Below are 12,398 nucleotides of genomic sequence, written 5' to 3'. Positions count from 1 at the left end.
TAAAATCGATGAAAATGCAAGCCTTTATCGATCAGGCCGGCTGCAGATCGGGCAGCAGCGTCTCAAGGGCGGTGATGTCGTCAAGCACATGATCGGCCGCCGCAGCAAGTGAATCGCGCGAGCCGGTTCCCGTCAACACGGCGATCCTAAGTCCCGTGCCGGCGTTCAGGCCCATGTGCAGATCGTGATTGTTGTCGCCGACCATGGCGACCTCGGATGGCAAAAGCCCGGTCGCAGCGCAGAAACCGAGCACCATGCCCGGCTCCGGCTTGACGCCGAAGCCGCTGTCGTAGCCGGCGATGTAATCGACATAGCGGGCAAAACCGAAGCGCTCCGCCGTCTGGCGGATGGAGCGCTCATTGTCGCTGGAGGCAACGCCGAGCTTGAAACCGCGCCGATGCAGCCTTGCGAAGAAGCCTGCAAGGTCGGTCACCGGCACGGAAAATTCAGCGGCGCCGGAAAAGAGGTCGTCGAGACGGATCGTCAACTCCTCGATATCGACCATCGATCCGGCGGCGACGAGACCCTCGGCGATCTGCCTTGTATTGCCGGCGGCGAGCAGGCTGTCGGGAACGATATGGCCGCTGACCGGATCCATGCCGCAGGCGGACAGCAGCCGGTCGGCCAGAAGCGGGTCGCCTTCAGCGGCGATGCGGGCAAGCTCGCGATTGACCGGCAGCCAGCTCTCATCATAGTCGAGCAGCGTGCCGTCCTTGTCGAAGAGGATGCCTTTGATATGCGCCGGGCCCGACATCGCGTCTCCTCAGACCTGGGCCGCGGCCTTGGGCAACAAACGCGCCTTGACCGTCAGCGGATTGATATAGGGTTCGAGCCCCTTCACCGTCGCCGACAGCGCGCCGCGCATCTCGTGCACGGTGGCGACGCCGGCCTCGATCATGTTACGGCGGGCGCCATCGTTGGTCAGCAGATAATGCACGCCCTTGGCCAGCATTTCGGTATCGCGCACCATGCGGGCGCTGCCGCTGCGGGCGAGCTTCTGATAGGCCTCGCGGAAATTCTGCACATTGCCGCCGGAGAGGATGGCGCAGCCGAGCATGGCAGGCTCCAACGGGTTCTGACCGCCTTCGGCAAAGAGCGAACGGCCAACGAAAGCAATTTCGGTCAGACGGAGATAAAGCCCCATTTCGCCGATCGTATCGCCGAGAAAGATATCGACATCGGCGGAGAGGACATCGTCGCGGGTGCGGCGGGCGACTTTCAGGCCCTGCTTGACGAGCGCTGCCTCGATCTCGTCGCTGCGCTCGGGATGGCGGGGCACGATGATGGTCAATTGACGATCGCGCTCCTTCAGGGCGCGATGGACGATGCCGGCAGCATTCTCCTCGCCGTCGAAGGTGGAGATCGCCGCCCAGGTTTTGCGATCGCCGATCTGCTTCTTGTAGCGGGCGAAGACAGCGCTGTCATAAGGCGGCGCGTCGGTATCGACCTTCAGATTGCCCGAGGTGATGACGGGCACAGCACCCAGATCGCGGAATCGCTCGGCATCGACATCGGATTGAGCGATGACGAGGGCGAGGTTCTCGAACAAGGCCTCCGCAATCGACGGGCGGCGGCGCCAGCGGGCAAAGGAGCGGTCCGACATGCGGGCATTGACCAGGATCTGCGGGATGCGGCGACGGCCGAGCTCCAGCACGGTCGCCGGCCAGATCTCGGATTCGGCGATGATGGCGCAATCGGGCTGCCAATAATCGAGGAAGCGGCTGACGGAGGGTTTCAGATCCAGCGGCACATATTGATGGATCGCCTCCTGGCCGAGGCGCTCGGCGGCGAGCCTGGCGGAGGTGATGGTGCCGGTGGTCAGGATGACATGGATATCGCGGCGGCGGATTTCGCGGATCAGCGGAATGACGGCATTGGTTTCGCCCACACTTGCGGCATGGAACCAGACGAGCGGGCCCTGCGGCCGATTGGCGCTTGGATAGCCGAAGCGCTCCAGGCGGCGCGCCCGGTCTTCCTTGCCCTTGGCCGTGCGGTAGGTCAGATAGAGGCCGACGACCGGAGAAGCGATGGTTCCCGCCAGACGGTATGTGCTCAGACAGAGTCGCGCCATCCGGGAGCTCATCGCGCCAGCCTCCGACCCAAGACGATCGACATCAAACCCATTCCCTTATTATCGTTGCGGCCGGAATGGCCGATCAATTTGTTCAGAATGCGTCAAACGATCCGGATCGACGGGCGCCCGATGCACGAAGGCCCGTTCGGCTGGCGGCGGCTGCCGAGGTCAGTTGCCCCCAGCCTTTTGCTGCGGATCGAGCAGACGGTGCATGTGGACGATGAAATAGCGCATATGCGCATTGTCGACCGTCTGCTGCGCCTTCGCCTTCCAGGCCGTCAGCGCCGTGGCATAGTCGGGAAAAATGCCGACGATATCGAGACCATTCAGATCACGGAACTGGACATCTTCGAGGCTTTTCAGTTCGCCGCCAAAAACGAGGTGCAAAAGCTGCTTCTTGTCACCGGAGTCAGTCATTTTCTTGTTCTCTTTCTGCCTAGTTCCTCCGCCACCTCATCTGCGGGATTTTGACGGAAACGTCAACTGTCTCCTCGCCCGGCAAAGGCCGCGATGAACTCATCGATGCGGGGCGCCGGGGCCGCACAGAGGACCTTATGAGTAACGTCCGCCCTGTTGTAGACGATCGGCTTGCCGTCGAGATCGACGAGGCCGCCGCCGGCGCAGGCCAGAACGAGATCGGCGGCGGCAAGGTCCCAGTCATGCGAATTGCCCTTGACGAAGGTGCCTTCGAGGCGGCCGTCCGCCACCATGGCGATGCGATAGGCGAGCGACGGGACATATTTCTCGCGTCTAACGCGGTCACGGAACGCCGGCGGAAAAGTCTTCAACAGGTCTTCGCCGATCGCAAGCCGGCTTATCTCGTCCGGCCCGGCGGCGGAAACGGTGAAGGGTTTGCCGTTCTTCAGCGCCACGCCGCCGTCGACGGCCTCGTAGAACTCCTCGAGCGCCGGCGCATAGAGCACGCCGGCGACCGGGCGGCCGCGATGGACGACCGCGACGCTGACACACCAGACCTGCTGCCCGCCGAGGAAGGCGCGGGTGCCGTCGATCGGATCGACGATGAACAGTGTCTCGCGCGAGAGGCGGTCTTCATCGTCCTCGGTTTCCTCCGACAGCCAGCCATAATCCGGCCGCGCCTTGCGCAGGATCGTTTCAAGCGTCTTGTTGGCGGCAAAATCGGCGGCGCTGACGGGAGAGCGGTCGCCGTTCTTCCACCAGACCTCGGGAGACTGGTTGAAGAAGCCATAGGCGACCGCGCCGGCCTCCTTCGCAGCATCGGCGATCAAGGCGAGATCGCTCTGCCAGCGGAGCTTTTCCCTATCGCTCATCCCGTCATTCCATTCCTGCTGCCCGTTTTTACTGCCCGGCGAGCGTCATGCCTTCGATCGCGAAGGTCGGAGCCGCGACGCCGAACTTGCGGTCGATGTCATTTGCCGGCGTCAGGCGCATGAACATGTCCTTGAGGTTCGAGGCGATCGTCACCTCGGATACCGGGAAAGTGAGTTCGCCGTTCTCGATCCAGAAGCCGGTGGCGCCACGGCTGTATTCGCCGGTGATCATGTTGACCCCGTGGCCGATCAGTTCGGTGACGTAAAAACCGTTGCCGATGCTGCGGATCAGTTCCTCCGGCGAGATGTCGCCCGGCTCCAGCGCAAGATTGGTGGAAGACGGCGTGACGGCGCTGCCGCCGCGCACGCCGCGGCCATTGGTGTCAAGGCCGAGTTCGCGGGCCGTCGAGGTCGAGAGGAACCAGTGCTTCAGGACACCGTCTTCGATCATGACAAGCCGCTCGCCGGACACGCCCTCACCGTCGAAGGGACGCGAGGAAGGTCCGCGCACGATCAGCGGATCGTCGGTGATCGAAAGGCCCGACTTCAGCACCTGCTGACCCATCCTGTCACGCAGGAAGCTGGTCTTTCTAGCGACGGCGGCACCGTTGATCGCACCGGCAATATGGCCGACGAAACCGCGGGCGACGCGCGGATCGAAGACGACGGTGACGTTCTTGCCGGTCGGCACCTGGCGCGGATTGACGCGCTTGACCACCCGTTCGCCGGCGCGGCGGCCGATTTCGGAAGGATCGTCGAGTTCGGCGTAATAAAGGCGGCTGTCGAAATCATAGTCACGCTCCATGCCGGTGCCTTCGCCTGCGATGACGCTGACGGAGGTGCCGAAACGGGAGGCCATGTAGCTGCCTTGGAAACCGTGCGACGTGGCGAGAACGAGGCCGCCCATGCCGGCCGACGCGCCGGCGCCGGAGGAATTGGTGACGCCCTTGACGGCAAGGGCGGCCGTCTCGGCGGCAAGAGCGGCCTCGCGCAGCATCTCAGAGGACACTTCCGTGGCATCGAGCAATTGCAGGTCGGGATAGGACCTGGCAAGGCTCGCCTCGTCCGCCAGGCACGCGTATGGGTCTTCCGGCGAAACCTTGGCCATGGCGACGGCACGTTCGGCCAGCGCCTGGAGATCGAAGCCCGGATTGGCCGAAACGCTGGCGACGCGCTTGCCGATGAAGACGCGCAGCGAAAAATCGTCGCTTTCCGACGATTCCGTTCCCTCGACCTTGCCAAGCCGGACACTGACCGATTGCGAACGCGAGCGAACGACGACGGCGTCGGCAGCGTCGGCTCCTGCCTTCCTTGCCAGATCGATCAATTGACTTGCGCGGGAAAGAAGTGTCGAGGAATCGATTTCAGAGGACATGATTTGGCCTTTCCTTCGGCTTCCATTTATTGTGCACTCTCCCTGGCATCAAGGCCGCCGCCGCCGATTCTTTGTCGGGACTGCCTGCATGCCCCCGCCACCCGAAAGAAATTGTCAGCATGTCAGCGCCCAACGCCCTTTTTTCCGAAACGATCCTGCTGCTCGGCGGCGCGGTTGTGGCGGCACCGATCTTCAAGAAGCTCGGGCTCGGCACCGTCCTCGGCTATCTCGCCGCCGGCATCGTCATCGGTCCGGTCTTCCACGGCATTACCGACGGCGAACAGATCCTCGCCGTCGCCGAGCTCGGCGTCGTCTTCCTGCTCTTCATCATCGGACTGGAGCTGAAACCCAGCCGCCTCTGGCAGATGCGGCGCGACATTTTCGGACTCGGCACGGCGCAGGTGGCGGTGACCGGGTTGGCGCTGACCGGGCTCGCCTGGTTTTCCCACGTCCTCGATTGGCGCGGCAGCATCGTCGCCGGCTTCGGCCTGGCGCTGTCCTCGACCGCCTTCGCCATGCAGATCCTCGAGGGCGACGGCGACGTCAATACGCGATACGGGCAGCGTTCCTTCTCGATGCTGCTGTTCCAGGACCTGGCGATCGTGCCGCTCCTGGCGCTGATCACCGTTCTCGACGGCAGTGGCAAAGGCAGCAATGCGCCGCTTTCCGATTTTGCCGTCGCCGTCGGCGCGGTGGCGGCGATGGTCGTTGCCGGACGCTACCTGCTGACACCGCTCTTCCAGATCATCGCCCGCACCGGCGCCCGCGAGGCAATGATCGCCGCGGCCCTCTTCGTCGTCATGGGATCGGCAAGCCTGATGCAGCTTGCCGGCCTTTCGATGGCGATGGGCGCCTTCCTGTCCGGGGTAATGCTCGCCGAATCCTCCTACCGGCACGAGCTGGAGGCCGACATAGAGCCCTTCCGCGGCGTGCTGCTCGCCATCTTCTTCATCGCCGTCGGCCTGTCGTTGCAGCTCGACGTTCTCGCCGACAACGCGCTCTTCGTCATCGTCACGGTGCCGATCGTCATGGCCGTCAAGGCGATCATCATCTACGGGCTCTGCCGGATTTCAGGATCGCCGCACAATGATGCGATCCGCATTGCTTTCCTCTTGCCGCAAGGCGGCGAATTCGGCTTCGTGCTCTTCACCACGGCTGGCGTCACCGGGTTGATGTCGACGAGCACGGCCTCGCTGCTGGTGGCGATCGTCACGCTGTCGATGGCGCTGACGCCGATCGGCGCGGCGCTGTCGAAGCGGCTGCTCAACGGCGATGAACAGGAGGAGCTGGACGAGGATTTCGAAGGTGCCGGCGCCGACGTGCTGATGGTCGGCTTCTCGCGTTTCGGTCAGATCGCTGCCCAGATCCTGCTCGCCGGCGGGCGCAGCGTCACCGTCATCGATTTTTCCGCCGACCGCATCCGCCAGGCCTCCTCTTTCGGTTTCCGGATCTATTTCGGCGACGGCACCCGCAAGGACGTGCTGCGCTCGGCCGGCATCGATCGGGCGAAGATCGTGCTCGTCTGCACGCAGAAGAAGGAAATCACCGACAAGGTCGTGGAGCTGGTGCAGGCCGACTATCCGCACACCCGCCTCTTCGTCCGCTCCTACGACCGCATCCATTCGATCGAACTGCGCAACAAGGGGATCGATTACGAGCTGCGCGAGACGCTGGAATCGGGCCTGCTGTTCGGAAGACGGACGCTGGAGGCGCTCGGCGTCTCCGAGGCCGATGCTTATGAAATCGGCGAGGACATCCGCAAGCGCGACGAGGCGCGGCTCGTCCTGCAGGTCTCCGAAGGGCTGCAGGCGGGGCGCGACATGCTGTTTTCCCATCCGGTGCGTCCCGAACCGCTGGTCAAGCCGAAGCGCGCCGCCGATCCCTTCGAGGACGATCCGCTGGCGGGAATCGCGGATGCGACGGCGGACGCATAAACCAGCTGCCGGAGCTGCGACGGTCGAGCGGTTCGAAAGCGAGGCTACTGCCAGAATCTGTCAGCATGTCTCGCTAGATATTCGCCTGCCCAAACACACAGGAGGCTTATCGTGATCGACAGCAACAGCATTCTACTTTTCGTAACCGACGCGTCGAAGAGCGCCAGCTTTTATGCGCGGCTGCTCGAGCTGGATCCCGTGGAGGCCAGCCCGACCTTCGCAATGTTCATTCTGCCTTCGGGCCTGGCGCTCGGACTGTGGGGCAAGGCGGGCATCGAGCCGGCGCCGGCTGCTGCGGGCGGCGGCTGCGAGGTCGGTTTCAAGGTGGCGACAGCAGACACGGTCGACAGGCTCCACACCGAATGGCAGGGCAAGAGCGCGGCTATCCTTCTGCCGCCGACCGACCTCGATTTCGGCCGTAGCTTTGTTGCTGCCGATCCCGACGGGCATCGCTTGCGCGTCTACAACGTCGCGGAGGACTGAACCATGTCTCGCAGCTGGATTGCTGTCGCATCAGCAAACCATGTCCGCATCGGGCGCGCAGCCGGGTTCATGCAAGTCTGTCACGGCAAGGCCGCTCCGCTTAAGCGGAGCGCGCCAGGCGACCGCGTGATTTACTATTCGCCGACTGAAACGTTTGGCGGCAAGGATCGCCTGCAGGCGTTCACGGCCATTGGCGTGATCGAAGAAACGGCGGCATATCAGGTGGAGACCCATCCCGGCTTCCGCCCCTGGCGACGGGATGTCGCCTGGTGGCCGGCCATGGAAACGCCGATCCGGCCACTGCTCGGCCGCCTGTCATTCACAAGCGATCGGGCCGGTTGGGGCTATCGGTTGCGCTTTGGGCTCTTCGAAATCGACAATGAGGATGCCGAGCTCATAGCCGAAGCGATGTTCGCTGAACCGCTCGTGCATGCCGCGCGGACGCAGACAACGGTGCCCATGCAAGGTTCTTTAGCGTTTTAGCCGCGCTTCGATCTCGCGGTCGAGAGCGAATTTCAGATCGTCCTTGACGCCGACGGACATGGCCAGCACTTCGCGGGCCTTGAGGAAATCCATGACGCCGGTGCGACCGACCGTCGGGCGCAGGAAGATGTGCGGCTGGCATAGCTTCAGCTTCAGCGAGATTGCCGTCTGCATCATCAGCTGACCGGAACCGAAGATGCTTTCCATGCGGTTCGGGATATGGGTGCCGTCGCCTTCCGGGGCGCCGACCACATCGATGCCGATGACGATATCGGCAAGATCCATCAGGCATTCATAGGGCACCGGATTACTGATGCCGCCATCGATCATCACGCGGCCGCGCAGGCGCACCGGCATGAAAACGGCGGGGATGGAGGACGAGGCGGCGAGTGCCGGAAACAGCTCGCCCTCTTCGATGATGACCTCGTTCTGTCCGTAATAATCTGTGGTGATCACCTTCATCGGCACCAGCAGATCCTCGAACCGGGCCGGCAGCTCGGACGGCAGGAAGGCTTTGAGGATCCGCTCGAGATTGAACTGGCCGATGCGGATGCCTTTCGCCACCGCATCGCGCACCGTTGCCGGCCGCATGCCCCAGATGCGGACGACGACGGCCGTCTTGTTGCCGACGGTTGCCAGCGCATGTTCGCGGATTTCGGCGCCGGACATGCCGGCGGCCATGCCGGCCCCCATGATGGCGCCGATCGACGAACCCGCAATCGCCACCGGGCGGATGCCGAGCTCGTCGAGGGTTGCGATGATATGGATATGGGAAAGGCCGCGCGCGCCGCCACCGCCGAAGGCGACAGCGACGGTCGGCATATCGCTGATCGCAGGCAGTTTCGGACTGATGATGTCTGCCTGCTGCACGCCCCGCCCCTGCGCCTATTGCGGCTGATATCGGAAGAAATGCACCCTCGTATCGCCAAAGATACGGCTTTCGAGGAAAACATAGGAAGGATGCACCGAAACGACAATGTCGGCGCGTTCTTCGAGCACTGCGATCGCCCCCGGCCGCAGCCAGCCGCCAACGGCGGCCGCAGCCATCGCCTTTTCGCCGAGGCCCTTGCCATAGGGCGGGTCGGCAAAGAGCACGTCGAAAGGCTCGAGATTGCCGACGCTGCCGAGATCGGTCGCATCGCGGCGCAGGATGCGGGTGCGGCCGTGCAGGCCGAGCGCATCGATATTTTCCCAGAGCAGCGCCCTGCCCTCGACGCTGTTTTCGACGAAGAGCGCGTGGCGACAGCCACGCGACACGGCTTCGAGGCCGACGGCGCCGGTTCCGGCAAAAAGATCGAGGATCCGGGTGCCGTCGACGCATTCCGGATAGGCGTGGCTCAATATATTGAACAGGCTCTCGCGCGTCCGGTCGGCCGTCGGCCGGATGTCGTTGGATTTTGGCACGGCGAGAGGCCGTCCGCGAAACTCACCGCCGACGATCCGCACCGCGCGTCATTCCCTTTCCTCTCGCACCACCCTTGGACGGGCCGCCCGCGGGCCTGTCACTGCCCGGCTTGCCACTCTTCGGCTTGCCGGAAAAACTCTTGGCCCCACCGGGCTTGGCGCCGAAGCTCTTGCCGCGCGGCTTCTCGCCCGGGGCCTTGTCGCCGAACGACCGTTCGCCGCGTGGACGATCGGAGCGCCCCTCGCCGGCAAAGCTTCTGGCTGTCCGCGGGCGCTCGTCACCCTCCTCGCGCGGCTTTCGATCGCCACGCGGCTTGCCGGCGAAAGGTCGGTCGCCACGCGAAGGACGATCGCCGAGGGGGCGGTCGCTGCGCGGACGCTCAGAACGGCCCTCGCCGGTGGAGGCTCTGGCGGCGCGAGGACGCTCATCACCATCGGCACGCGGCCTGCGGTCGCCGCGCGGCTTGTCGCCGAAAGGCCGATCGCCACGCGAGGGACGATCACCGAAAGGCCGGTCGCCGCGCGAACGCTCCGCACGGCCTTCTCCACGCGCCGGGCGGTCGCCATAACCGCGGTCTTCGCGGGCCGGGCGATCCCCGAACGAGCGCTTGCGGCCGCGGCCTTCGCCCTCATCCTTGCGGTGGGGCTGCTCGCTCGAGCGGATCCATTCGCCGTCCTCCTCGCGCACGCGATTGATCTGCGTGCGCGGGCGATCCTCGATATGGTGGAAACCGGTGCCCTTTGCCGGCGTCTGCTCGCCGCGCCGGCGCGCGGTCTGCTCATTCTTGGCGGCTTTCGCCGCAGCCTTTTCGCCGAGTGGACGGGCGCCCGGCGCCATCCAGACATTGGCGCTGCGGCGCTGGCCGAGCGGCTGGGGACGCTTCGGCTTGTCGTCGTCGAAACGGCCGCCATCGCGGCGGTCGTCATCTCGACGCCCGCCACCGCGACGGTCGTCGCGCTTGGTGTCAAGGCGGCTCAGCGCCCGTTCGCGCTTGTCCTCCTCGCGGCGTGGACGCTGTTCGCGCTTTTCCGGGGCTGCAGGTTCAGCTTCTTCCTCGGCGGCAACGGCGGGCGCATTGTATATCGGCGCGTCGAAATTCGCCTTGGCTTCCTCAATCAGGCGCGGTCCGAGCTGGTCGCGAAGCGTGCGGCCGCGCACCTCGATGACATGGCCTTCCGGCAAGTCGCCGAGCTGGAACGGGCCGTAGGATATACGGATCAGACGGTTGACGTCGAGGCCGAGAGCGCCGAGTACATTCTTGATTTCGCGGTTCTTGCCTTCGCGAAGGCCCATGGTGATCCAGACGTTCGAGCCCTGCGTGCGGTCGAGCGTCGCCTCGATCGATCCATAGAGCACGCCGTCGACGGCGATGCCGTCCTTGAGCTTGTCGAGCGCTTCCTGGTCGATCTCGCCATGGGCGCGGACACGGTAGCGCCTCAGCCAACCGGTCGCCGGCAGTTCGAGGGCGCGGGCGAGACCACCGTCATTGGTGAGCAGCAGCAGGCCTTCGGTGTTGATGTCGAGCCGGCCGATCGACATGACACGCGGCAGCTCTTCCGGCAGATTGTCGAAGACCGTCGACCGGCCTTCCGGATCGGCATTGGTGGTCACCAGACCTGCCGGCTTGTGATAGAGCCAGAGCCTGGTGCGCTCGATGCCGCGGATCGGCACGCCGTCGACCTCGATGCGGTCGGCAAGTGTGACGTTGACGACGGGGGTTTCGAGAACCGTTCCGTTCAGCGTCACACGGCCATCCATGATCATGCGCTCGATGTCGCGGCGGGAGGCGACGCCTGCGCGCGCCATCACCTTGGAAATACGTTCGGCCTTGGTGTCGCTGTCGGCTTCGGCCGCCGCCGGACGCGCGGCTGCGGCCTTTGCCGGCTTCGCGCCGCCCGCCTTCGGACCGGCCTTCGGCCTGATATCCCTTGAAAGGGGCTTTGCGCCCGGGCGTTTTGGCTTGTCTTTGGGTGTCATTTGCTGTTTGCCTGCCTTTTGGGCCTGTCTATCAGGTCACGCATCTGCGGTTAAGTGGAAATTCGTGCGATCGTGAAGACAAATCGTTTCATGGAGATGGCGCTTGAAGAAGCGCGCGCCGCCGGAGAACGCGGCGAGGTGCCTATTGGCGCGGTCGTCGTTGTCGACGATATTGCCGTTTCACGCTCGGGGAATCGCACGCGCGAGCTCAAAGACGTCACCGCGCACGCCGAAATCGCCGCAATCCGGCTCGCCTGCGAGGCGCTTGGGCAGGAACGCCTTGTCGGCGCCGATCTCTATGTGACGCTCGAGCCTTGCACCATGTGCGCGGCAGCCATCTCGTTTGCGCGTATCCGCCGGCTCTATTACGGCGCGGAGGATCCGAAGGGCGGCGGCGTCGACAATGGCGTGCGATTCTATGCGCAACCGACCTGCCACCACGTACCCGAGGTCTATTCCGGCATCAACGAGGTCCAGTCGGCCGAGATCTTGCGGCGATTTTTTGCGGAACGGAGAGAGGCACCGTAGTTCTCAGTGCCCGCCGTCATCTCCGGCTTTGGCGCTAATAGCTGCCCCTCACCCTAACCCTCTCCCCGCGTGCGGGACGTGCCCTGCGAGACGCTGGTGAGGAACGGAAACGGTGGGGCATGTCCCTTCGCCCCGCGAGCGGGGAGAAGGTGGCGGCAGCCGGATGAGGGGCTGCCCTCCCCGATCTCCTGCGGCGGCGCTAAGCGCTCGGAAAAGCCGCTACTGCAGGAAGTTCCACCACTGCTTGCCGGAATTGGCGATCGCCGCATCCTTCTTGCGCTTCTTCTGCTTCTTGAGCTCGGGCTCGCCGACATCGTCGAGCTTTGCCGGGTCGTCGACGGTGCGATAGCCGGGCGGCGGATCGGAAATATAGCGGCGCTGGTCGACATAGGAGCCCTTCTGCAGGGCGCGGGCCTCGCGATAGGCCTGGGTCTGGGCTTCGGTCGTGCGCCGGCCGCCTTCGATGGCGGAGCTCGCCAGCGGCGAGCGGTAATTCGGATTGTCCGAATTGGCGTCAGCCTCGGAAACGAGGCGGGCGCGCGTCTCCTCCGGCGATTCAAGCCATTGCGGATTGTCCTTGTTGGCCACCGTCGGCTGCGGCGCGACGAGGGTCTCGCGCTGGCCCTCAGCCGGCAGCACCAGTGTCGGACGCGGCGTATATTTGACGCCCTTGTTCTTCGGTTCCGGTCCGGTCAGCGACACCGACTGGCCGAGATCGTCGGTCAGCTGCTCCATGGCGGTCTTGTCGGTGCCGTAGGTCGGGCTGCTGGCGCAGCCGGACACAAGGGAGCATCCCGCCATGACAACAGACAGGCAGGCGCCTACACGGAACCAATGCGTTGCGAACATG

General features: G+C 64.5%; 13 protein-coding genes. 4 read left to right on the top strand and 9 right to left on the bottom strand.

The features are described from left to right. Positions 1–31 precede the first annotated feature (31 nt). The 5 genes from B5E41_RS25550 to B5E41_RS25530 form a co-directional block, all read right to left on the bottom strand. Entirely contained in the window at positions 32–754 is a 723-nt protein-coding gene (locus B5E41_RS25550; RefSeq protein WP_088396584.1) for an HAD family hydrolase, read from the bottom strand. A gap of 9 nt (positions 755–763) precedes the next feature. After that, positions 764–2,083 carry a lipid IV(A) 3-deoxy-D-manno-octulosonic acid transferase gene (waaA, locus tag B5E41_RS25545; RefSeq protein ID WP_088396583.1) on the bottom strand — a complete coding sequence of 440 codons (1,320 nt, stop codon included), beginning with the start codon at positions 2,081–2,083 and terminating at the stop codon, positions 764–766. A gap of 159 nt (positions 2,084–2,242) precedes the next feature. Next, positions 2,243–2,491 carry a DUF4170 domain-containing protein gene (locus tag B5E41_RS25540; RefSeq protein ID WP_064800825.1) on the bottom strand — a complete coding sequence of 83 codons (249 nt, stop codon included), beginning with the start codon at positions 2,489–2,491 and terminating at the stop codon, positions 2,243–2,245. Positions 2,492–2,553: 62 nt separating this feature from the next. Further along, complete coding sequence (locus B5E41_RS25535) at positions 2,554–3,363, bottom strand: 3'(2'),5'-bisphosphate nucleotidase CysQ (RefSeq protein ID WP_088396582.1); 810 nt, start codon at positions 3,361–3,363, stop codon at positions 2,554–2,556. A 28-nt stretch (positions 3,364–3,391) separates the two neighbouring features. Continuing rightward, positions 3,392–4,738 carry a TldD/PmbA family protein gene (locus tag B5E41_RS25530; protein WP_088396581.1) on the bottom strand — a complete coding sequence of 449 codons (1,347 nt, stop codon included), beginning with the start codon at positions 4,736–4,738 and terminating at the stop codon, positions 3,392–3,394. 119 nt (positions 4,739–4,857) lie between these two features. Here B5E41_RS25530 and B5E41_RS25525 point away from each other — a divergent pair, with 119 nt between their 5' ends. The 3 genes from B5E41_RS25525 (at position 4,858) to B5E41_RS25515 (ending at position 7,638) form a co-directional block, all read left to right on the top strand. Further along, positions 4,858–6,672, top strand: a complete 1,815-nt coding sequence (locus B5E41_RS25525; protein ID WP_088396580.1) for a monovalent cation:proton antiporter-2 (CPA2) family protein — start codon at positions 4,858–4,860, stop codon at positions 6,670–6,672. 111 nt (positions 6,673–6,783) lie between these two features. Then, complete coding sequence (locus tag B5E41_RS25520; protein WP_088396579.1) at positions 6,784–7,155, top strand: VOC family protein; 372 nt, start codon at positions 6,784–6,786, stop codon at positions 7,153–7,155. A gap of 3 nt (positions 7,156–7,158) precedes the next feature. Beyond that, positions 7,159–7,638 carry an EVE domain-containing protein gene (locus B5E41_RS25515; RefSeq protein WP_088396578.1) on the top strand — a complete coding sequence of 160 codons (480 nt, stop codon included), beginning with the start codon at positions 7,159–7,161 and terminating at the stop codon, positions 7,636–7,638. Here the strand turns inward: B5E41_RS25515 and B5E41_RS25510 are convergent. The 3 genes from B5E41_RS25510 to B5E41_RS25500 are packed head-to-tail and all read right to left on the bottom strand — an operon-like array spanning position 7,627 to position 11,020. Then, entirely contained in the window at positions 7,627–8,508 is an 882-nt protein-coding gene (locus B5E41_RS25510) for a patatin-like phospholipase family protein (protein ID WP_088396577.1), read from the bottom strand. The genes B5E41_RS25515 and B5E41_RS25510 overlap by 12 nt on opposite strands. Positions 8,509–8,523: 15 nt before the next feature. Further along, a complete protein-coding gene (rsmD, locus tag B5E41_RS25505) occupies positions 8,524–9,084 on the bottom strand; it encodes a 16S rRNA (guanine(966)-N(2))-methyltransferase RsmD (protein ID WP_088396576.1) in 561 nt (186 codons plus the stop codon). Then, entirely contained in the window at positions 9,065–11,020 is a 1,956-nt protein-coding gene (locus tag B5E41_RS25500; RefSeq protein WP_088396575.1) for a pseudouridine synthase, read from the bottom strand. Before B5E41_RS25500 ends, rsmD begins: the two co-directional genes overlap by 20 nt. 90 nt (positions 11,021–11,110) lie before the next feature. Between B5E41_RS25500 and B5E41_RS25495 the strand changes: the two genes are divergently transcribed. Beyond that, positions 11,111–11,548: a nucleoside deaminase gene (locus B5E41_RS25495; RefSeq protein WP_088396574.1), complete on the top strand. Its 438-nt coding sequence runs from the start codon at positions 11,111–11,113 to the stop codon at positions 11,546–11,548. 219 nt (positions 11,549–11,767) lie between these two features. Here B5E41_RS25495 and B5E41_RS25490 read toward each other — a convergent pair whose 3' ends face one another. Continuing rightward, positions 11,768–12,397: a hypothetical protein gene (locus B5E41_RS25490; protein WP_088396573.1), complete on the bottom strand. Its 630-nt coding sequence runs from the start codon at positions 12,395–12,397 to the stop codon at positions 11,768–11,770. Position 12,398: the final 1 nt, after the last annotated feature.

Origin of the sequence: Rhizobium esperanzae, assembly GCF_002204185.1 — a bacterium.
Lineage (GTDB): Bacteria > Pseudomonadota > Alphaproteobacteria > Rhizobiales > Rhizobiaceae > Rhizobium > Rhizobium esperanzae.
The sequence above is the reverse complement of the archived record's forward strand: the minus strand, read 5'-3'. Positions and strand labels throughout refer to the sequence as shown.